The sequence below is a fragment of the Litoreibacter sp. genome, from assembly GCF_039974535.1.
Lineage (GTDB): Bacteria > Pseudomonadota > Alphaproteobacteria > Rhodobacterales > Rhodobacteraceae > Litoreibacter.
The window spans coordinates 71,713-91,637 of record NZ_JBDWIU010000005.1; the positions used below are offsets into that span (position 1 = coordinate 71,713).

20 protein-coding genes and 1 riboswitch are annotated in these 19,925 nt (G+C 55.2%); of the genes, 15 read left to right on the forward strand and 5 right to left on the reverse strand.

The window, feature by feature from the left end; translation table 11 throughout:
• Nucleotides 1-169 precede the first annotated feature (169 nt).
• Complete coding sequence (locus tag ABJN86_RS03700; protein WP_348432013.1) at nucleotides 170-2,674, reverse strand: Ig-like domain-containing protein; 2,505 nt, start codon at nucleotides 2,672-2,674, stop codon at nucleotides 170-172.
• 514 nt (nucleotides 2,675-3,188) lie between these two features.
• Between ABJN86_RS03700 and ABJN86_RS03705 the strand changes: the two genes are divergently transcribed.
• The 10 genes from ABJN86_RS03705 (at nucleotide 3,189) to ABJN86_RS03750 (ending at nucleotide 10,756) form a co-directional block, all read left to right on the forward strand.
• Nucleotides 3,189-3,473 carry a hypothetical protein gene (locus tag ABJN86_RS03705; protein ID WP_348362662.1) on the forward strand — a complete coding sequence of 95 codons (285 nt, stop codon included), beginning with the start codon at nucleotides 3,189-3,191 and terminating at the stop codon, nucleotides 3,471-3,473.
• A 129-nt stretch (nucleotides 3,474-3,602) separates the two neighbouring features.
• Nucleotides 3,603-3,692, forward strand: a riboswitch (TPP riboswitch).
• Nucleotides 3,693-3,734: 42 nt separating this feature from the next.
• On the forward strand, nucleotides 3,735-4,511 hold the full coding sequence (thiM, locus tag ABJN86_RS03710; RefSeq protein WP_348362666.1) for a hydroxyethylthiazole kinase: 777 nt from the start codon (nucleotides 3,735-3,737) through the stop codon (nucleotides 4,509-4,511).
• A complete protein-coding gene (thiE, locus tag ABJN86_RS03715; protein ID WP_348362661.1) occupies nucleotides 4,508-5,143 on the forward strand; it encodes a thiamine phosphate synthase in 636 nt (211 codons plus the stop codon). Before thiM ends, thiE begins: the two co-directional genes overlap by 4 nt.
• Nucleotides 5,140-5,958 (forward strand): bifunctional hydroxymethylpyrimidine kinase/phosphomethylpyrimidine kinase, encoded by an 819-nt coding sequence (thiD, locus tag ABJN86_RS03720; protein WP_348362659.1) that lies wholly within the window; start codon nucleotides 5,140-5,142, stop codon nucleotides 5,956-5,958. The genes thiE and thiD overlap by 4 nt, the downstream gene beginning before the upstream one ends.
• Nucleotides 5,955-6,893 (forward strand): ABC transporter substrate-binding protein, encoded by a 939-nt coding sequence (locus ABJN86_RS03725; protein WP_348362658.1) that lies wholly within the window; start codon nucleotides 5,955-5,957, stop codon nucleotides 6,891-6,893. The genes thiD and ABJN86_RS03725 overlap by 4 nt, the downstream gene beginning before the upstream one ends.
• Complete coding sequence (tenA, locus tag ABJN86_RS03730; RefSeq protein WP_348362657.1) at nucleotides 6,890-7,576, forward strand: thiaminase II; 687 nt, start codon at nucleotides 6,890-6,892, stop codon at nucleotides 7,574-7,576. Before ABJN86_RS03725 ends, tenA begins: the two co-directional genes overlap by 4 nt.
• Nucleotides 7,573-8,298: an ABC transporter ATP-binding protein gene (locus ABJN86_RS03735; protein WP_348362656.1), complete on the forward strand. Its 726-nt coding sequence runs from the start codon at nucleotides 7,573-7,575 to the stop codon at nucleotides 8,296-8,298. Before tenA ends, ABJN86_RS03735 begins: the two co-directional genes overlap by 4 nt.
• On the forward strand, nucleotides 8,295-9,026 hold the full coding sequence (locus ABJN86_RS03740; protein WP_348362654.1) for an ABC transporter permease: 732 nt from the start codon (nucleotides 8,295-8,297) through the stop codon (nucleotides 9,024-9,026). Before ABJN86_RS03735 ends, ABJN86_RS03740 begins: the two co-directional genes overlap by 4 nt.
• A 241-nt stretch (nucleotides 9,027-9,267) precedes the next feature.
• Nucleotides 9,268-10,026, forward strand: coding sequence for a heparin lyase I family protein (locus tag ABJN86_RS03745; protein ID WP_348362652.1), 759 nt, complete (start codon nucleotides 9,268-9,270; stop codon nucleotides 10,024-10,026).
• A gap of 121 nt (nucleotides 10,027-10,147) precedes the next feature.
• Nucleotides 10,148-10,756 carry a DUF4123 domain-containing protein gene (locus ABJN86_RS03750; protein WP_348362651.1) on the forward strand — a complete coding sequence of 203 codons (609 nt, stop codon included), beginning with the start codon at nucleotides 10,148-10,150 and terminating at the stop codon, nucleotides 10,754-10,756.
• Here the strand turns inward: ABJN86_RS03750 and ABJN86_RS03755 are convergent, their stop codons facing one another.
• The 4 genes from ABJN86_RS03755 to ABJN86_RS03770 all read right to left on the reverse strand — a co-directional run bounded on the left by ABJN86_RS03755 (nucleotide 10,757) and on the right by ABJN86_RS03770 (nucleotide 13,699).
• Nucleotides 10,757-11,302 (reverse strand): hypothetical protein, encoded by a 546-nt coding sequence (locus tag ABJN86_RS03755; protein ID WP_348362650.1) that lies wholly within the window; start codon nucleotides 11,300-11,302, stop codon nucleotides 10,757-10,759. It lies immediately after the preceding gene.
• Nucleotides 11,299-11,925, reverse strand: coding sequence for a hypothetical protein (locus tag ABJN86_RS03760; protein WP_348362648.1), 627 nt, complete (start codon nucleotides 11,923-11,925; stop codon nucleotides 11,299-11,301). The genes ABJN86_RS03755 and ABJN86_RS03760 overlap by 4 nt, the downstream gene beginning before the upstream one ends.
• Entirely contained in the window at nucleotides 11,925-12,173 is a 249-nt protein-coding gene (locus ABJN86_RS03765; RefSeq protein ID WP_348362647.1) for a hypothetical protein, read from the reverse strand. The genes ABJN86_RS03760 and ABJN86_RS03765 overlap by 1 nt, the downstream gene beginning before the upstream one ends.
• 365 nt (nucleotides 12,174-12,538) lie before the next feature.
• Nucleotides 12,539-13,699, reverse strand: a complete 1,161-nt coding sequence (locus ABJN86_RS03770) for an iron-containing alcohol dehydrogenase (RefSeq protein ID WP_348362645.1) — start codon at nucleotides 13,697-13,699, stop codon at nucleotides 12,539-12,541.
• A 407-nt stretch (nucleotides 13,700-14,106) separates the two neighbouring features.
• Here ABJN86_RS03770 and ABJN86_RS03775 point away from each other — a divergent pair, with 407 nt between their 5' ends.
• The 5 genes from ABJN86_RS03775 (at nucleotide 14,107) to ABJN86_RS03795 (ending at nucleotide 19,871) form a co-directional block, all read left to right on the forward strand.
• The gene (locus ABJN86_RS03775; RefSeq protein ID WP_348362643.1) at nucleotides 14,107-14,997 is read left to right on the forward strand and encodes a LysR family transcriptional regulator; all 891 of its coding nucleotides are present in this window, start codon (nucleotides 14,107-14,109) and stop codon (nucleotides 14,995-14,997) included.
• 107 nt (nucleotides 14,998-15,104) lie between these two features.
• The gene (locus ABJN86_RS03780) at nucleotides 15,105-16,556 is read left to right on the forward strand and encodes an aldehyde dehydrogenase family protein (protein WP_348362642.1); all 1,452 of its coding nucleotides are present in this window, start codon (nucleotides 15,105-15,107) and stop codon (nucleotides 16,554-16,556) included.
• On the forward strand, nucleotides 16,556-17,530 hold the full coding sequence (locus ABJN86_RS03785) for a membrane dipeptidase (RefSeq protein ID WP_348362665.1): 975 nt from the start codon (nucleotides 16,556-16,558) through the stop codon (nucleotides 17,528-17,530). The genes ABJN86_RS03780 and ABJN86_RS03785 overlap by 1 nt, the downstream gene beginning before the upstream one ends.
• 14 nt (nucleotides 17,531-17,544) lie before the next feature.
• Nucleotides 17,545-19,239, forward strand: a complete 1,695-nt coding sequence (locus tag ABJN86_RS03790) for a hypothetical protein (RefSeq protein WP_348362640.1) — start codon at nucleotides 17,545-17,547, stop codon at nucleotides 19,237-19,239.
• A complete protein-coding gene (locus ABJN86_RS03795) occupies nucleotides 19,236-19,871 on the forward strand; it encodes a DUF3726 domain-containing protein (protein WP_348362638.1) in 636 nt (211 codons plus the stop codon). The genes ABJN86_RS03790 and ABJN86_RS03795 overlap by 4 nt, the downstream gene beginning before the upstream one ends.
• The last annotated feature ends 54 nt before the right edge of the window (nucleotides 19,872-19,925 follow it).

Below are 19,925 nucleotides of genomic sequence, written 5' to 3' on the forward strand. Positions count from 1 at the left end.
GCGCACCTCACTGAGGCCATAGGTTGAATCCGTCCGAGGTAAGGGGAAACACGTCCATCACCCGATTTGTGCAACAAAACCATGCCGGGAGATTCAACACAGCACAAACGCCACATTAGACGATGAACGCAAAAGTCTCAGTTCAACTATTCCGAACAACAATGAACGACTAGAATTTCATTTCAAACGCCAGGCTCAGACCTTGGCTTTGGTAGTCAGACCCAATGCCATCAAAGAACCCACTAATATTAAAGTCCCCACCATTTGGAGTTTCATAGTTTAAGCCCAAATGAGCCCTCCCACGGAAACCTTCAAAATCAGCATCGCCACCACTGGTTGAGCTGTAGATAGTCGAAAAGCCACCATTGACGTTTAAGACCTCGCCTGAATCCAAGGGAACTGGTGTTCTAAAGTCCATTCCCGCAGTAACTTGAGTCAGTGAGATCTTTTGTTCACCAATCAAGTTGCCCAAACTGTCGGTGTAAGCCCGTTGAGTGTCATCAGTATATGTCATGTCAAGCAAAGGCATGAAACTCGTGGCTTTGTAGTGATACTCACCAGTTGCACGCACCTGCACCAAGAACCGTTCCGTATGAAAGTCGTCAGTGAAGGTCCCTAGCGGCGAAATCTCGTTACTCGTCTGGCCATACAGCAATCGGCCCTCCAAATAGAGCGGCTGATCCGCAGCTTTAACCGCAAAATAGGGTCCGACCAACCAACCGGTACCGGCGACATTATTGTTGTTATCCTCTGCGTGATCAAACTGTAGCATAGCTCCTACAATAAAGTTCTCGCTTACAAAGCTATGCGCGCCAAATGTAGCCAAGGTGTAGGATGATCCGTCCGACCACGCGGAAGTAAAGCTAGCCCATACTTCCCCGCTAGAGACACAGCCGCTCGCTGACCCTGATCCCCCAGTGGCATTTACATTAAAGTTCCCACACCCCGAACCTTGCAAGAAGCCAACCAATCCGTGCTGATTAGAGGCAAGATTGTTGGCGCGATCCAACATGAATTCGGAAATCGCCAACTGTGTGTCCGCTGCGATAGTGCTGCCAACGGTGACTGTATTTGAAGCTGCATTGCCATTCGACGCAGAATCTTGTGCCGCGTTGGCGACAACAGTGATCGCAACATCCCCCCCGCCTGTTGGTGCAATCGTCAAAGTATATGCCGAAGGACCGTCAGAGATGGCCGTCACAGACCCGTTAGTGACAATCACGTCATTCGCGAGATCATCGAAACCTGACACATCCTCTGAAAACGTCGCTGTAACTGAGAAAGGGTTAGTATTTGAAAATGTCGTAGGTGCACCGGACAATGTTACCGTTGGTCCGGCATCAATGGTGATCGTCACCGTGTCGGGCGCAGTCGATGCAAGCCCGAGGTTGTCTGTCACGATCAACGAGAACACCAGATCAACGCTCATGTCCCCTGCGTTCAAAACAGGCGCGGTGAAGCTTGGCGTCGCGGTTGTGGCCCCGGTCAATGTCGTGCCAGCCGGTGCCGTCCACGCATAGGTCAGGGTTTGACCCGCGTCAGGATCCGTGGAACCCGAGCCGTCCAGCGTCACAGGTGTCGTCCCCGAGGCCACCGTTTGCGCAGGCCCGGCGTTGGCTGTTGGTGCCACGTTGGCTGGCGGATCAATGGTGATCGTCACCGTGTCAGGCGCAGTCGAGGCAAGTCCGAGGTTGTCTGTCACGATCAAGGAGAACACCAGATCAACGCTCATGTCCCCTGCGTTCAAAACAGGCGCGGTGAAGCTTGGCGTCGCGGTTGTGGCTCCCGTCAATGTCGTGCCAGCCGGTGCCGTCCACGCATAGGTCAGGGTTTGACCCGCGTCAGGATCCGTGGAACCCGAGCCGTCCAGCGTCACAGGTGTCGTCCCCGAGGCCACCGTTTGCGCAGGCCCCGCTTCAGCTGTGGGTGCAACGTTGGCCGGTGCATCAACAGTGATCGTCACCGTGTCAGGCGCAGTCGATGGAAGCCCGAGGTTGTCCGTCACGGTCAAGGAAAACACCAGATCAACGCTGGCATCCCCTGCGTTCAAAACAGGCGCGGTAAAGCTCGGCGTCGCGGTTGTGGCCCCGGTCAAGGTTGTGCCAGCCGGTGCCGTCCACGCATAGGTCAGGGTTTGACCCGCGTCAGGATCCGAGGAACCCGAGCCGTCCAGCGTCACAGGCGCAGTCCCCGACGCCACCGTTTGCGCAGGCCCGGCGTTGGCTGTTGGTGCCACGTTCATAGGTACCGTGACGGCATCTGTTGAGCTAGAATTAGAAGCCGTATCGGTCGCAGCGCCAGTCAGGGCGCTGATCACAACATCACCTGTCCCGCTCGGAGTTATATCCGCTGTATATACGTCACCGCTACCAGAGAAATTGGACGCGGTTGCGTTGGTTAATCCAGCTGTCACATCGGACAACGAGAAACCAGTTACATCCTCTGAAAACGTAAATGTTGCCGTAAAGGGTGTCCCAGCCACTGCAAAGGTTGGTGTGCCAGAGATAGTCACTGTCGGTGGATTATCGATAATTTGGAAGGAATGAGTGCCGGCTGCTAACCCACCAGAAGCCGTACCAAGGGTAAACGAAAAACCAATTAAATCATCCGTTGCAAAAGTTCCGTTTGCTCCGTCTCGAGTAATATTCGTAATTTGGCCAGTGGTCGTACCCAAACAATTAGAAATATCCCGACGCCGGACATTCTCATTAACGAGGGTGAGTACCCCATTATTCCACCAACGGCGGTTCACATAACGGAGTGCAACTTCCCCCGGTGCCGGGGGGATTAAAAGAAACATATACGCTGTTTCTTGGGCTTCGTTTATTTCGGTGTTGAGCGTGCACGTCCCGAAGGCCTGAGAGGTTGGCGGAATTGCATCTCCAGGTCCAAACGCGAGTGCTGATGACGGAATTCCTAAAATGCAAAAGAGAGCGCAGAGCAAGTTACGCAAGAGATCACCCCATCTGAAAGAATTGTGCAAACCCGACTTCATCGGGCGCGTGTTAACTAAATATTAACTAATGATAATTGTGGCATTTCTAGGGGGAACTTATGAAAACCGGCATCATGTGACCCAAAACCTGTTGTTTTCGAAAAAGCCGCCATGATCGCCGACGCCGCAGGCCGTCGATCGAAGGATATCTCGGTTGGCTGGAGTGGATTGCCTTGACTCAATAGGGCTTCGCTTGATCTTCGCGCTCTACCTGATGGCTTCAGCTTTTGCCTGCTGCGACCGTGCCCCTCACCGCAACTTGTTGATTGATATGAGGTCTGACGCCAGTGGTGATGACTGGACCGTATCGATGGTCTTCAAAGTCAAAACAGATGCGCTGGAACTGCCTGAATTTCGGGCATTTGGTGATGGGTGCGACAGGGGGTTAATCGACCTTATGGCGACGCGCGCCCAATTCGTCACCGGAAATAGGCGGGACTTAGTAGATATGGAGCGATCAACGGACGAAAGTTTTTAACCAAGATCGGACCTTCATTGCAGATAAGGTGAAGGTCCGGAAGGCGAACAAACCCGACCTTGGCGAAATGCAATCGAAGGTCCGCTTCTTCACCTATGTGTTTGACGCACCGTGAGCGTCACTATAAAATTGAGCCACCGGGGGCGCCGCGAGGCTGAGATGTACCCTTTGAACCTGAACCAGATAATGCTGGCGGAGGGAGGGTAGATGTTCTGAACGTGTGCGAATGTCATCTTCTTTTCAGCCAGAAAAGGAGACATGATGGCCCCACAAGACCTTCTGAGCACGCTGCGTACCAATAACCCTCTTGTGCACTGCATCACCAACTACGTCGCGATGAACGTAGCCGCAAACGTGGTGCTGGCTGCAGGGGCCTCACCCGCGATGGTGCATGCTGAAGAAGAAATCGCTGAATTCACCCCGATTTGTGGGGCGCTGACGATCAATATCGGCACGCTGTCGGCCCCTTGGGCTGCCAGCATGACCGCTGCCGCCCGCACCGCCAATGACGCGGGCATTCCGTGGGTGTTAGACCCAGTCGCACATTTTATTTCTGGATACCGGAAAGGCGTCGCGCAGGATTTATTGGCTTTGCGTCCGACGATATTGCGCGGCAATGCCTCTGAAATCATGGCCATGGCAGGCGAGTCTGGCGCCGGAAAAGGTGCAGATAGTGGCGATAGCGTTGATGCAGCTGAAGGTGCCGCGCGTGCTTTGGCCCAATCCCATGGTTGCGTGGTGGCGATCACTGGCCCCATTGATTTCGTTACAAATGGCACGCGATCAGCCAAGGTGACTGGCGGGTCGGAGATCATGCCAATGGTCACCGCTTTGGGGTGTTCGCAAACCGCGCTGATGGGGGCCTATGCTGCCAGTGGCCCGGCGTTTGAAGCCGCTCTGGCCACGCTTGCACATTTCAAGGTTGCTGGTTCAAAGGCCGCCGCGCAAGCCAAAGGCCCGGGTAGTTTCCAAGTACATTTCCTCGATGCGTTGGCCGCAACGCAGCCCGACGATTTGGCCAGCGTCATCCTTTCATGACCGGCATTCGTCAACAATTGCGCCTGTATCTTGTGACCGATACGAGCCTGTGCGGCGATTTTGGGCTGGTCGAAACGGTGCAGCAGGCGGTTGCTGGTGGCGTCACGATGGTCCAACTGCGCGCCAAGAATTCCACTACGCCTGCGCGGATCGAGATGGCGGTGGCTCTAAAGAAAGCCCTTGCGGGCACGGGTGTGCCTTTGATCGTCAATGACGATCTAGATGCGGCGATTGCGGCGGATGCTGACGGCGCGCATATCGGCCAAGGGGATATGTTGCCCTCACAGGCGCGCGCGCTGCTTGGGGCTGGCAAAATCCTTGGTCTGTCATGCGAAACAGAGCACACCGTCGCAGCGGCGGACCCTGACGTTGTCGACTATCTGGGTCTGGGGCCGGTTTTTGGCACGGCCACCAAGGCCGATCATGAACTGCCTATTGGTTTTGATGGGCTGGCTCGGCTTGTTGCTCTGACTTCAATGCCCACGGTAGCCATTGGCGGGCTCAAGGCCGCGCACCAGCGAGATGTTTTGGCCAGCGGTGCAGATGGGCAAGCCGTGGTGTCTGCAATCTGTGGACAAATCGACCCCAAAGCCGCGGCACTGAAATTCACGAAAACGGAGGCACAGTCATGATCCCCAACGTCCTGAGCATCGCGGGGTCGGACCCGTCCGGCGGCGCAGGTATCCAAGCCGATCTTAAGGCGATTTCGGCGAATGGCGCATTTGCGATGGCGGCAGTGACCGCATTAACCGCGCAGAACACGCAAGGGGTCAGCGGTATTCACCTTGTGCCGCCCGCCTTTGTGCAAAGCCAGATCGACAGTGTGTTCGATGATATCCAAGTAGATGCCGTGAAAATCGGGATGATCGCAGACGCCGAGATTGCGCAGGCCGTGGCACGCACCTTGGCTCGGCGGGACGTCCCAATTATTCTTGATCCCGTAATGATCGCCAAAGGCGGCGCTGCCTTATTGCAGCCCGACGCAGTTGCGGTGCTGCGGGATGCGCTGTTGCCGACGGCGCATGTGCTGACCCCAAACCTGCCGGAAGCCGCGCATTTGCTAGAGGCCGACGTGGCCGCGACGCGCGACGAAATGGCCAGCCAAGGTCAGGCGCTTTGTGCGCTCGGACCTAGGGCTGTGTTGATGAAGGGCGGACATCTAAGTGGGCCTGACAGCCCTGATTGCCTTGTTACTGATGATGTCGTCACGTGGTTTGAAGGCCCCCGGATGCCTACACAAAATACGCATGGCACGGGCTGCACCTTGTCCTCTGCGCTGGCTGCGCAACTGGTAAAAACCAATGATATTCAAGCCGCTGTCGCTGCGGCCAAATCCTATGTGGCTTCGGCCATTGCCCATGCGGATCAACTAAATGTTGGATCAGGCCATGGGCCCACACATCATTTTGCTAGCCTATATGCTTCACACAAGGAAACTTCCTCATGAAATCCTTCTTCCTCGCCTCCGCCATTTCCCTTTGTGCGGCCCCGCTTTGGGCACAAGATCAAATGACACTTTTGCTCGATTGGTTCGTAAATCCCGACCACGGCCCAGTGATAATTGCACAAGAAAAAGGGTTCTTCGCCGATGTCGACCTTGAGGTTGAGGTGATCGCACCTGCTGACCCGTCTGATCCACCAAAGCTGGTTGCGGCAGGCAAGGCGGATCTGGCCATTTCGTATCAACCGCAGCTACATTTGCAAATCCACGAAGGCCTGCCGTTGCAACGGGTCGGCACGTTGGTTGCCACACCTTTGAACTGCCTGCTGGTCTTGAAGGATGGGCCAATTGCTTCTCCCGCTGATCTTAAAGGTGGCAAGGTCGGCTTTTCCGTTGGCGGCGTTGAAGAAGCGGTGCTGGGTCATGTGTTGAATACTCACGGATTGACGCTGGATGATGTTGAGTTGATCAACGTGAACTGGTCGCTCTCCCCGTCGTTGATGTCGGGTCAGGTTGATGCCGTGATCGGAGCGTTTCGAAATTTCGAGTTGAACCAGATGGATATCGAAGGCGTGCCGGGACGATGTTTCTACGTGGAGGAAGAAGGCCTGCCGCCTTATGACGAGCTGATTTACGTCGCCAACCCAGACACCATGGATGCCGATATGATCCGCCGCTTCTTGGCTGCAACAGAAAAAGCCACGCAGTACATCATCAACCATCCGCAAGACGCATGGGAGATTTTTTCCGGCACCGCGCCAGAGCTTAACGACGAGTTGAATGGCCGCGCTTGGGCGGACACGCTTCCGCGTTTTGCCCTACGGCCTGCGGCAATGGATGTCGGGCGGTACGCGGAGTTTGAGACATTCTTGCACGAGGCTGGCCTGATCCCGTCGGTGAACTCTGTTGCGAAAATTGCCATCGATGTGACGGCACCATGAGCAACCAACCTTATGGCAGCACCTTCGCGCTATGGCGCGCAGGTTGCCCTGACGCATGGTTGGCTTACGCGCATCATCCCTTTGTCACAGGTCTGGGCGACGGGACTTTGCCCCGTGCTGCGTTCGTGCATTACCTAATCCAAGATTATGTGTTTTTGGTTCATTTCGCGCGGGCGTGGTCCTTTGGTGTGGTCAAAGCGGAAACGCTGGATGAAATGAAAGTCTGCGCCGCGACAGTGGATGCTTTGGTCAACCACGAGATGGCGTTGCATGTCCAAACCTGCGCTGCCGAAGGGATTGATGAGGCGGCTTTGTTCACTGCGACCGAAGAGTTCGAGAACCTTGCCTACACGCGGTATGTGATGGATGTGGGCCTACAAGGCGATTTTCTTGATTTGATGGCAGCCCTTGCACCCTGTTGCTTTGGCTATGGTGAAATCGGGTTGCGCCTAGAGCAAGAGGCTGCCCGCGACACATCTTACAGCGATTGGATCAAGACCTACGCGGACAGCGAATATCAAAGCGTGATGGCCAATGTGGGGGCGATGATCGACGCTGCCATAAAGCGTCGCATGGGTGACTACCCTGCCGCTTCTGCCCGGTGGCCGCAACTGCAACAGCGCTTTACTACAGCCACAAAATTGGAAGCCGCATTCTGGGATATGGGTTTACGCGGCGCATGATGCAAGCGCCTGCCATCCAGTTTTCAGGTCGTTACGACATAGCGGGACAGCGCTTGTTTGCACCCTTTGACCTGACCTTGCCCGCGGGACAATGGACCTGTGTATTGGGGCGTTCGGGTGTGGGCAAGTCGACACTGTTGCGGCTGATTGCAGGGCTAGACACGGCTGGTGAGTTCACCGGCCAAATCCGTACGTCGGACAACGAACCTGTTGAGGGGCGCACCAGTTTGATGGCGCAGTCGGATTTGTTGCTGCCTTGGCTGAGTGTTTTGGAAAATACTGTTCTTGGCGCTCGTTTGCGTGGCACGACCCCGGATATGGCGCGCGCGAATGATCTACTGGATCGTGTTGGCCTTGGTGCATGGCGCGATAAAAAACCCGCGGCCTTATCTGGTGGCATGCGTCAAAGGACGGCTTTGGCGCGTACCTTGATGGAGGACCGGCCCATCGCCTTGTTGGACGAGCCGTTTTCAGCCCTTGATGCCAGTACGCGCGCGGCCATGCAGGAATTGTCGGCGCAGATGCTTATTGGCAAAACCGTTTTGATCGTGACCCATGACCCGGCAGAGGCGGTACGGCTTGGTCATCAAATTGTGGTGCTGACCCCTGAGGGGGCGACCCTTTGGGACACGCCAAAGACCGACCCCATACGCGATCAATATGCGCCAGAGACGACGGCGTACCAAGCAGCTCTGTTGGCGCATTTAAGGGGACTAAAATGAGCGGTGCGCGCTACGCCCTTGGTGTCACCGTATTTGGCGTGTTGCTGTGGCAAGCTGCGGTTTGGGTCACCGGCGTCCCGCAGTTCATTTTACCGTGCCCATGGCGCGTCGCACAGGCCGCATGGCAAAATCGCCTTCTGATCGGCGAACACGCGTTAGTCACCTTAAGCGAGGTCGCCTTGGGCCTTTTAATCGGGTCACTGCTCGGGATGGCATCGGCTGTTCAATTGGCGAGTTCAGAGCGTTTACACCGATTGGTGATGCCACTGCTCGTCTTTACGCAAGCGGTGCCGGTGTTTGCCCTTGCACCCATTTTGACCCTTTGGTTTGGATATGGGATCGCGTCTAAAGTCATGATGGCGGTGCTGATCATCTATTTCCCAGTGACCAGCGCGTTCTATGACGGTTTGAACCGGATCCCACAGAGCATGCTGGATATGGCGCAGACGATGGGTGGTACAAAGGCCGGGATCATGCGCCGGATCAGAATACCACATGCGATGCCATCTCTTGGAACAGGCCTGAAACTGGCCGCTGTTTATGCGCCGATCGGCGCGGTTATCGGCGAATGGGTTGGGGCATCTAAAGGGCTGGGCTACCTAATGCTGCTAGCCAACGGGCGTGTCAAAACTGATTTGATGTTCGCCAGCCTTATCACACTGGCCGCAATGACAGTTGCGTTGTACATCGCGGCAAACAAAGCCGCCGCCTATTTGCAGCGCGACTGAAGCAGGGTTTCTTCCACACTTTGTGCTTGGCTGCTATCTCTTGCGCGGCTCTATCTTCCCTTGGATACGTCTTAGCGCGCTGTCCAGTTTTGATGGGCCAATTCAGATAGAAACTTGTTAGTGCGTTCAAAGTCGGGCAATAGTTCCACAGCAACATATCGATCGAGAAATATTAGTATATTATTCCAGGTTACTCTTACTGGGCGAACAGAAAATTGCACTCGACTAGTAGGAGACTGAAATGAGATTTTTTTGCCTAATATTGGCGCTTGCAGCATCAATAGCGTTCCCGACCGTGGCTGCAGATTTCTCAATTCCTACCAACAAAGCAGCCGATGCTTTTGATATCAAGTTCAAGAAGCTTAGGATCGAGACGTCTTGCGGTAGGCATCCTGGCTCGCACTCGATGAAGAAGCGCCGAGGCACATATATTTTCACCATGGCGCATGGCGATATCGGAAACTGCCCGACGGATAAGGACAGCGGATACTCCAGTGTACCCATCCCCTATTCTGAACGAGCAGAGGTTCTGAGCCAGTCTTTCAAGCAGGGAGGGCGCTACATTTTCAAGGCCGACTTGAGTTTAGATCCCAAATTTTCGACAGCCCCGACAACGACGATTTTTCAGGTCCACCAATGGGTAACAGCAACCTGCAAATGCGGGCCATATATAATGATTTTCCTCGATAAGAAGGGAGACCTTTATGCCCGAGTTTTGAGATCCCACCACAGACATAGTACGCGTCGGCTTGGAAATTTCACCAGACGGGACTTTGAAGGCAAATGGGTCGAGATTGCGGTGGATATTGACACCGATAAAAATGACCCTGAGGTGTCCATATATGTAGGTGGCAAGCTCGCGCATAAGGAACACGTCTTGGTCCAAGATCGCGGCGCGGTCTTCTTTAAGACAGGAATTTACCGGTTTGGGCGTCTCGCTCCAAAGTTGCCGACGGACCGCTTGTATGTCAGGGATATTGGCTACGCTAAAGTCAAGTGAACCGGACCTTCTGGGATTTTTCCTACGCTAGGCAGAAGTCCAAACGCGATAGAGAGGCCGCGGTCCATCGCAGAAAATTTGGCAACTTGACCGAGATCGGCAAGAGGATAATCTTGATTGTATGACCCAAAATGAGCGCGCAAGCTTAACACAAGAACTCCCCACACCTTTACCGTTGGATTTGCAATTTGGCACGGACGCTCCGTTGGATTTACCCGCCGAACTGGGCCCTTGGATATTTGGTGACGTGGAGACGCGTGTTGGCCATACACGAACTTTTGCGGTGCTTGACGCCGCAAAAGTTGAGGGACTTCGAGAGCAGCTTGACGCGTCAAGTCTGACCCATAAGTGCTTATTTCAAGGTGCGGCCGAGGAGGAGCTGGGGGAGGTGGCGCCATGGCTCGTCGAACTTCAGCCGGGTAACACGTTTACTCGCAACCTGTTCACTAAGCATCCGGACGCCGCGACCAGCTGGCATCTGTGGGATAGTGATGCCGCTGTGTTTTTGCGCAGCAGTTCAGACCTACAGGCGGTTCGTAAGCACTTGCGCAGATTTACCCGAGCGCAGGACCGAGCCGGAAAATGGTACTTTGTACGTTTCTACGATCCGGCAGTTTTGCCGGGCTTCATAAAGAGCTTACCTGATGAAAAACGAACGGAGTTCTTTGGACCAATCGACGCGTGGATCGCGCCAGGTGCACGTCACTGGCTTCGCCTTGCAAAGGCGTAGTCAGGTATCTTCGTTACCATTTTGGTCTTCATCGTCATCAACCGATGGACCTCGAAACGGGTCAAAATCGGGATAACCGAACGCGTTCTTGAAACGGGCCACAAAATCTTTCTCCAATGCGGATCGCGCGCCCGGAGCGGACAAGTCGGCGCGGGCAAACTCTCGCAGAATTTCAAAGCTCGCGATGAGTTGGGGCCTAGAGATATCGCTGATAATCTCCAGCCGATCTAACGGCGCATCGTCGTCCGGACCCGGTTGCGACTCCGACAAAAAGAACAGCCCGCCCTCGTCGTCATGGCTCACGTGCACAATTCGCGAGAGCCCAAGGTGAACGACTGAATAGACTTTGGAGTCTGGATCTTGCTTGATCTCATTCGCGGCCACAAATTCCAGCGCAACCTTTCCGGCCGCTGCCTTAAAGATATCATCCCAAAGATTGATGAGCGCGTAAAACGACACTGGGTTTTCAACCCAGTCGTGAAATGGGAAGCTGGGCGCCTTTTTGTACTTTTCAAGCAGCGTGTCGATGAAGGGGTGCGGCGTCATGACATGAAAGCGTTTACAGTGCCGAAGACATTAATGTCGTAGCGTATTTGCCCGCTGTAGCGGTTAAGACTGCCGGGCCGATTGTCGCGCGAATTGAATGCAAGACCTGTTGGTGGCTGGCGCTGGATGAATGCGATCGTCTTGGCAAGCACGGCAAAGCGTTCAATGTCGCGGAAGTCGCGTCGGGAGGCTATGCCACGCGCGAATTCATGGGTCAGCCCAGCGATCATAATCCCCTCGCGGACAAACACGGTCCGGCCTTCGACCAAATAGGGTCCGATGCCTTGGGGCGCTGTTCGGTCGCGCTGATCGACAAAGCTACCCTGAGCCTGCATGTTGACCATGCACCAGATGCAGCTTTCGCAATCTTGTAAACGCCGCTCATCGGCCTTCGAGCGATCTCCGGCCTGCGCCTGAATAGCATCAACCTCGCTTTCGGTGGCCGGCGTGTCGAGGTAGTCGTCGAGCAAGTCTACCACCACCACCCCGCCAATAAGCAGCGCTGCGCCGCCTAGCACGGCCATTTCCGTCGCGGTCAACCCGACGGCAGCGGTTGTCCCTACGGCGGCGGTGCCGCCAGCCGCGGTTGCACCGGCTGGCACCAGCGGAGCGAGAATTGGCATCAGTACCCCTCTTTCATCAAATATCGCGTCACATCATAGACCACCCGCACACGCGTGTTAATCCCGATCCGAGGGTTTCGCAGCGTGGCTTGCAGGTCCGGGCCCTCCATCGTCTCGATCCCGCGTATGAAGTACAGGATCATCATCAGCACATAGCTATCGTAGCTTGCCGTGGGGTGGTCCTTTAAGAAATCCTGGGTTCGATCAAACAGAGAATTGCCGATGACCTCGAATTGATCCCGGGACAAGGGGGGCTCCAACTGCGTCTTTTCAAAGCAATGCTGCACCACGCGCGCACGAAACCGGTTCACGGCATCGTCTGACAGCGCTTCGCGCTCACTATCCTCAATAATCCAAATAATAGAATCCGTTTAAAAATGTGATAGAGTATGACCCGCCATATAAATCGGGCGCGTCATGCTCTATTTAATTATCGACGAAGCCACCATCGGTGTAAAGAGCATTTGCCCCACTGAGATAGAGGAGCCTTTCCATGAAAATCCTCAATGCAGCATGTCCGAGAATGGGTCAGCGGCGGCAATGGGATGTTACCGCCGATGCGGAGCGATACGTTGATGTCGGCTTAGAAACATTCATACAAAAACAGCTGCAATCACCAAGCGGCTTGATAAATTTCCAAGGCGTCTGCCTCGGTTACCTCCCGAGGGTTGTTAACCAACAGCCGGGACTGGTTCATGGCATCACTCGCGAGTTTCGGTAGAAAATCCAAAGGGATTTTCATTTCGCGCAACGTCTGTTGAAGGCCGCATCGCTTTGACAAAGCGGCCATTGCCTCACAGAAACCTTCCGCGCGATCCTTTTCATGATCGATGGCGGCAAGCTCGGGAAACACATGGGCTGCAATCTCTGCGTAAGGTTTCGGAGCAACTTCGGCGTTGAACCGCAGCACATGAGGCAAAACGAGAGCATTTGAGAGACCGTGTGGTACGTGAAAATGACCGCCAATCGGATAAGCCAATGCATGCACTGCTGCGACAGGTGAATTTGCGAAGGCTTGCCCCGCCATCATGGACCCCAAGAGAAGGTCAGATCGCGCTTTGAGGTCTCCGCCCGAGTGAACCGCGGCCTCCAACGATGCCCCCATCAATCGCAGTGCTTGCGTTGCAAGATTGCGAGAGAGCGGATTGTTGTTTGTGTTGGCTGATGCGTAGGCTTCGATCGCATGTACCATTGCATCAATGCCCGTCGCGGCCGTGATATGGGGTGGCAAGCCAAGCGTTAGCTCCGGATCGAGCAGCGCAATGTCTGGCAAAATCACCGGTGAAACGACGCCCATCTTTTCGCTTTTGCCTGTTGTTACGATTGAGATTGGCGTCACTTCAGACCCCGTACCCGACGTTGTGGGTACTAGAATTAGGGGTAGACGCGGACCCTTCGCATTCCCGACGCCATAAACGCTATTGAGGTCTTCTTCGCCGCCAGCAAGAAGAGCGGCAAGCTTGGCCACGTCCAAAGACGACCCGCCACCTAAACCGATAACGCCTTGCGCATCAGCATTGATGGCCGCGTTTGCGCAGGTCATAACAACAGACTCCGGAGGATCAGCCTTAACATCTTGATAGACGGTGGCCGTGACGCCCGCATCTTTCAGAAAACCTAGAGCACGATCAACAATACCAGTCGCCAACATTCCCGGATCGGTCACAAGCAGGACGCGCGATCCTATCTCTTTCCGCACGATCTCGCCAATTTGAGACAGAACGCCAGCCCCGAACCGAATGCTTGGAGATGTGTTGAAAATGAAGGGGGTCATGATCGAATTCCTCAATGTGTCATACCAGAAGTCCAGATCACCCAGCGGTTGTCGTTGACGCGCCGATCCAGTTGCTCAACGCCTGCGTCTTTGGAAAATTCCGTGTCCGTTGAGCGCGTTGTCGATGACTGGCAACTCAACACATATTCTACACAAATTCAAATTGGCTTCCCTGATTAAAAGCAGTCGTCAGTTCAATCCCTGCGTATGGTGGCTTCGTCTGCAGATCACGATCTGGCGGACCTTCCCAGCGTTGAGTTTTCAACAATGCGGCAGTTGCTTCTGGCGCAGGTCAAATCTGGGGTTCTTTTCCTATGCCGAAAGGGGACAGGTTGGTTGCCATGTGGTCATGAGGAGGAATTTTAGGTAAACTCGATTTAGTTTAGTTTAATTCAGGAACTCTTAAGTTGGCAATCAAGATCGACATGCTCAGATGCTTTACGACAGTTGCTACCCACGGCAGCCTGTCCGAGGCGGCCGACGCGCTTGGGCGTACCCCATCTGCTGTTTCTATGATGTTGAAACAGTTTGAAGAGCATGTTGGCTCTGCACTTTTCGAAACAGCTCGGAAATCCCGTCTAACACCGCTCGGAGACCTCATTCTGGCCGAGGCGCGCCGCGAAGTGGCCCATTTCGAGAACACAGTGTCAGTGATCGAGGGGCTATCGCGTTCTGAGCTTGGTTATCTGAGGCTGGCTGTGACGCCATCAGTGGCAACGACTATACTGCCTCCTGTGATTTTCAGGTTTGCGCAGAAGTACCCGAAAGTACAGATCGACCTGCGTGATATGGACTCGGTGGCCATCGCGCGTGAACTGGACCGCGAACGGGCCGATATCGGGATTGGCTCGCTTTCCAAGGTCGAAGGGATGCGCCGGACAGAACTGTTTAGCGATGTCTTTGGGCTGGTTTGCCGCAAAGACGATCCGTTGGCCAAAGACTGGGATAAGCTGTCATGGCGCACGTTGGGGGATCATCCGATCATCGCGAATGGTTTGTGTGAACAGATCTCAGACCCGGATTTTACGCCCATTCTTGCCCGCTCACGACTGATGGTTCCCAATACAGCGTCCCTTTTAGGTTTGGTGCGGCAGGGCGTTGGGATAACGGTGTTGCCGCGGCTGGCGGTTGCCAATGTCCTTGATGAATTTGCGTTCTTGCCGCTTGCCGATATGGCCGAGCGCAGGACTGTGCATCTGATGTCGCGGCCCAACAATCTATTGATGCCGGCAGCGCGGGAGTTTCTCAAGCTAATCACCGAGATGAAACGAGATGGCAGTTTGATCATGGATACATAAATTCAGAGAACCTGAAATAAACTACACTTTTTTCTAAATGCCTGAATCAGTTGGGCAAGGTACCCTACACGTGCGCGGACCTACGCGCGCACTTGAAAGGATACATCATGCACGACACCAATTTGAACTACATCGCCGGAGAATGGGTGGCGGGTGCATCCGAAATTGAAAACCGCAATCCGTCTGATCTGAGCGATCTGATTGGGATGTTCGCACAGGCCAGCCCTGACCAACTGGATGCAACGTTGGATCAAGCACAGCGTGCGCAAGTCGAATGGGCCGCCTACGGGATCGAACGAAAATACAACGTTCTGATGGCGATTGGCACCGAAATGATCGCACGCGCCGAAGAGCTGGGCACATTGTTGGCCCGCGAAGAGGGCAAGCCACTGGCCGAGGGCAAGGGCGAGGTGTACCGCGCCGGACAGTTCTTTACCTATTACGCCGCTGAAACGCTTCGCCAGATGGGCGACACTGCAGATTCTGTGCGCGACGGGATTGAGATTGACGTGCGCCGCGAGGCGGTCGGCGTTGTCGCGGTGATCTCTCCATGGAACTTCCCAACGGCAACCGCTTCTTGGAAGATCGCGCCTGCACTTTGCTATGGCAATGCCGTGGTCTGGAAGCCTGCGAATGTGACGCCTGCCTCTGCTGTGGCTTTGGTTGAGATTATCGCGCGCCAAGATGTTCCCAAAGGACTAGTTTCACTGGTGATGGGCGCGGGCAGTGCGATTGGCCAGCGGCTTGTTGAAAGCCCAAAGGTAGGCGCGATCAGCTTCACCGGCTCGGTTCCCGTGGGCAAAGGTATCGCCGCGAGTGCCATTCAGAACCTGACGCGTGTGCAGATGGAAATGGGATCAAAGAACGCGTTGGCCGTGATGGATGACGCGGACATGGATTTGGCCGTCTCATTGGCGTTGGGCGGAGCATTTGGTGGCTCGGGTCAGAAATGCACGGCGTCGTCGCGATTGGTTGTCCACCGTTCGGTGCATGATCAATTCGTGGAAAAACTGGTTGCAGGTGCAAAGGCGATGAAGGTGGGGCATGCGTTGGAAGCCGGCACACAAATGGGGCCCGTTGTGTCCGAACAGCAGTTGAAAGAGAACCTCGCCTATGTCGAGCTTGCAGCATCTGAGGGGGCAGAACTGTTGTGCGGTGGTCAGCGGCTAGAGATGGCAACGGAAGGCTATTACATGTCGCCGGGCATCTTTGTGGGCACCAACAATGACATGCGCATTAACCGCGAAGAGATGTTTGCACCCTTGGCTTGTGTCATCCCCGTGGGCAGCTACGACGAGGCGTTGCATGTGGTCAACGACACCAACTTTGGTTTGACTGCTGGAATTGTGACCACCAATCTTGCGCGTGCAACGCATTTCCGTCGCCACGCGCAATCGGGCTGTGTGATGGTCAATTTGCCCACTGCTGGCACCGATTACCACGTGCCTTTCGGTGGGCGCGGCGACAGCTCTTACGGGCCGCGCGAACAGGGGCAAACAGCGCGTGACTTCTATACCATCGTGAAAACCGCCTATATCGCCTCGGGCACACCGCAATGATGCGCATTGATAACCTTCAATACGCCAACTGGTCGGAAAAGATCTTTCGCCAGATGCGTGAGGGTGGCGTTGATGCGGTTCATGTGACCATCGCCTACCACGAGAACTTCCGCGAGACGGTTTTGAACTTTGAGCAATGGAACCGTTGGTTTGAGCAATACCCTGACCTGATCATGAAGGGCCAATGGGCCAGCGACGTGGACCGTGCCAAGTCCGAGGGGAAGACCGCAATCTTCTTTGGGTTCCAGAACCCTAGCCCCATTGAGGACGACATTGGGTTGGTCGAAATCGTGCATACGTTGGGTGCGCGTTTCATGCAATTGACGTACAACAACCAGTCTCTACTGGCGACGGGGTGTTATGAGGCTGAGGACACTGGCATCACCCGCATGGGGCGTCAGGTGATCAAGGAGATGAACCGCGTCGGGCTTGTCGTTGACATGAGTCATTCGGCGGATCGCTCTACCATTGAAGCCGCAGACATTTCCGAGCGGCCGATCGCGATCACCCATGCCAACCCCTATGATTGGTCCCCCGCGCTACGCAACAAAAAGGATGATGTAATTCGCGCGGTGACGGAAAATGGCGGGATGATGGGGTTCTCGGTTTATCCGCACCATTTGAAGGGTAAATCCGACTGCACGCTGGAAAGCTTTTGCGAGATGATTGCCCGCACGGCCGAGAAATTTGGGTCGCAAAACCTCGGGATTGGGACGGATCTGTGCCAAGATCACCCAGACGCTGTTGTAGAATGGATGCGAGTTGGCCGCTGGAGCAAAGAGATCGACTACGGCGAAGGCTCTGCCGCAGCACCGGGCTTTCCGTCCATGCCAAGCTGGTTCAATGACAATCGCGACTTTGGAAACATAGAGGCGGGTTTGCGTACCACGGGGTTTAGCGAGGGGGAGGTCGCGGGCATCATGGGGGATAACTGGCACAGATTTTACGCGGAAAATTTCACACCATTGACCTAGGGAGGGGGTAGGCCATGCAAAGTCAGACAGAAACATCGCAGACCATTGCAAAACGCGACCCTGCACTGGTCATGCGGCTATCACGCCTTGGCTCCTTTCACCAATCCCGCCTGTCATTCATGCGCGTTTTGGTCCGCCGGATGACCCGCGAAAACTGGACCTTTTCCAGACCCATTTTTGAATTTGACGACAAGGGCGTGGGCCATGCCGTCTACTCTGCGCATACCCCTGAGCGTACCTATTCCTTGATTGCATTTGGCCATGATCTGCCTGCTGAGCAACGTTCGGATCGGGTGATTGCACAGGCTTGGGACAGCACGTTTACCCTGTTTGACGGTGTGCCCGATGCGGCTGACATTGCACGTCTACGCCGAAACATCCCCCTGCAAGAAGCAGGCCGCGTGAGCGAAACAGAACTGTCCGTGTCACGCGCCAACCGCTCTGTGCGATTGTGGGATCATGTGGTCTCGGCTCTTGCAATGGGTCAGCAACCGGACCCAAGCGAGATTGCCAAGGTGGGTTACCTGATGCGCACCACGGCCGTTTACGGGTCGGGCAAACTTGGCGCGGCGGATCATGAGATGATCGCAGACCGCCCTGAATGCGCCGCCCCGTTTCAGATTGAAATGCTGTCGGTCTTTCTGACCCGAACCTTTGTGCGCGATCTGGTGCAACATGTTGCGGGCCTTAAGGGTGGGACAGACACTGTCACGTTGGACCCGACCATCGCGCGCAGCCTCGGGGTTGGCAACTCCACTGGGCTTGGCATGGCGCCGTTTCTGGTCAACCATCCGATGCTGTTCAACAATTGGATTGCCGCGAGGGAACAGGCGATTGCCATTGTTCGCAACCTGCCCGTCGCCACAGATGCAGAGGTGAAGGTGTTTCGCACGCTCCTAGAGCGCTCGCGGGTCTCTGCCGACATCTGGCACTCTGCGCACGAGGTGCAGATCGAGAAGCTAAAGCAGCTGCGTTGCGATTTGAGTAAATTGGCAGACCACGTCAATGGGGCCGATTTGCAAACGGCACACCCTTGGGATCGGCTTTACAAATGGACCGAGGACACCTTGGGCGAGGATGCGCAGGAATGTCTGGCTTCCTTGCTGCTGGAACCTTATGGCGTGCTCGTTGACCCGTTGGCAGATCAAATGTCTGATCAAAACACGCAGTCCTTTCGTATTGACGGCACCATGCGTGTGGGCGAATTGCGCACGATTCTCGAACGCGCCTATGGCTGGGCGTTGGACATTGATTGGTCTGCACAGCGGCAATGTGCTCGCGCGTGGTATGTCTCTGCCGAAAAACTCGAGCCGCGTCTGGGGGAGCGTTTTGACGAACCAATTGCAGCCTACGAGCAGCCGTTGGCACCCAGCCGGGACGCGTCTTCGCTCTTTCATGACCTGAAGAGCGAAGACACAGATGCAACTTTGGCTACGTTCTTGCTTACCCATCCCCAGCATCGGCACAGCGTCAGGCGTGCCCAAATCGTCGCAAGAGCCCCCTATGCAGAAATTCGGGACAACACGATTGGGTCGGACCTGATGCCCATTGATATGCTGCGGTGCAAGCTGTCGTTCTTTGGTGCGACCCATTTTGACCCGCGCTCAGATCGCTGGGTGCGGATTTGCATGTTCGGTAACGCACCTTACCCCGAAGAATTGGCTACGTCTGATGAGTTCTGGCCTTACCCCACCACGGCATACCCATGACGTATTCGTTGAACGAGATTGAGGTGCATGCCAAAAAAGCAGCACGGGGCGGCGGCTACGATTGGGGCGTGGCGGAAGAGGCCGGCAAGGCCGTGCGCTGGCTCGCCTCTCATGGTTTGCCAGGTGCTGCGGCTTTGGCTGCGCACTTGGACCTGCATGCCCACGACGGCCCGCCCCAAACCTTGGACGGAGACTGGTCCAGCGCGACCGGTATTTTGTGCCCTTTGACTGCTGGCGTGACGTTGAATGATTGCGCAGATCTGCTGATTGGCGCGCGCGTGCAAATCATGTTAAATGTCACGCAACCCTTGTTGGTTGTCCCTTTCGTCGCATGGGCAGCCTTGCACCGCAAATACCCACTAACCGTCGTTTGGGGCAACGTCCGCGCAACAACGAACGGGTATGATCTGCACATCGAAGGAACCGAAGACGACCTGAGCACACCACAAACTGATGCTTTGAAGTGCTTTGTCGCACAAGGCAGCCACGCTTTTGCAGCGCCCGCTTTGCGCGGAAATATATGCCCGGATGTTTGGGGAAAACTGAACACATTTGCGCAACGTACCTACGCGCCTGCGACCGAAGCCTCCCGTTTACTGGGAGCAGGTGCAGGCGCAACCGACAATGATTGAGACACCACAAACAAGCCCACAGTCAAAGCGCCATCCGGCTGCGGGACATCATTA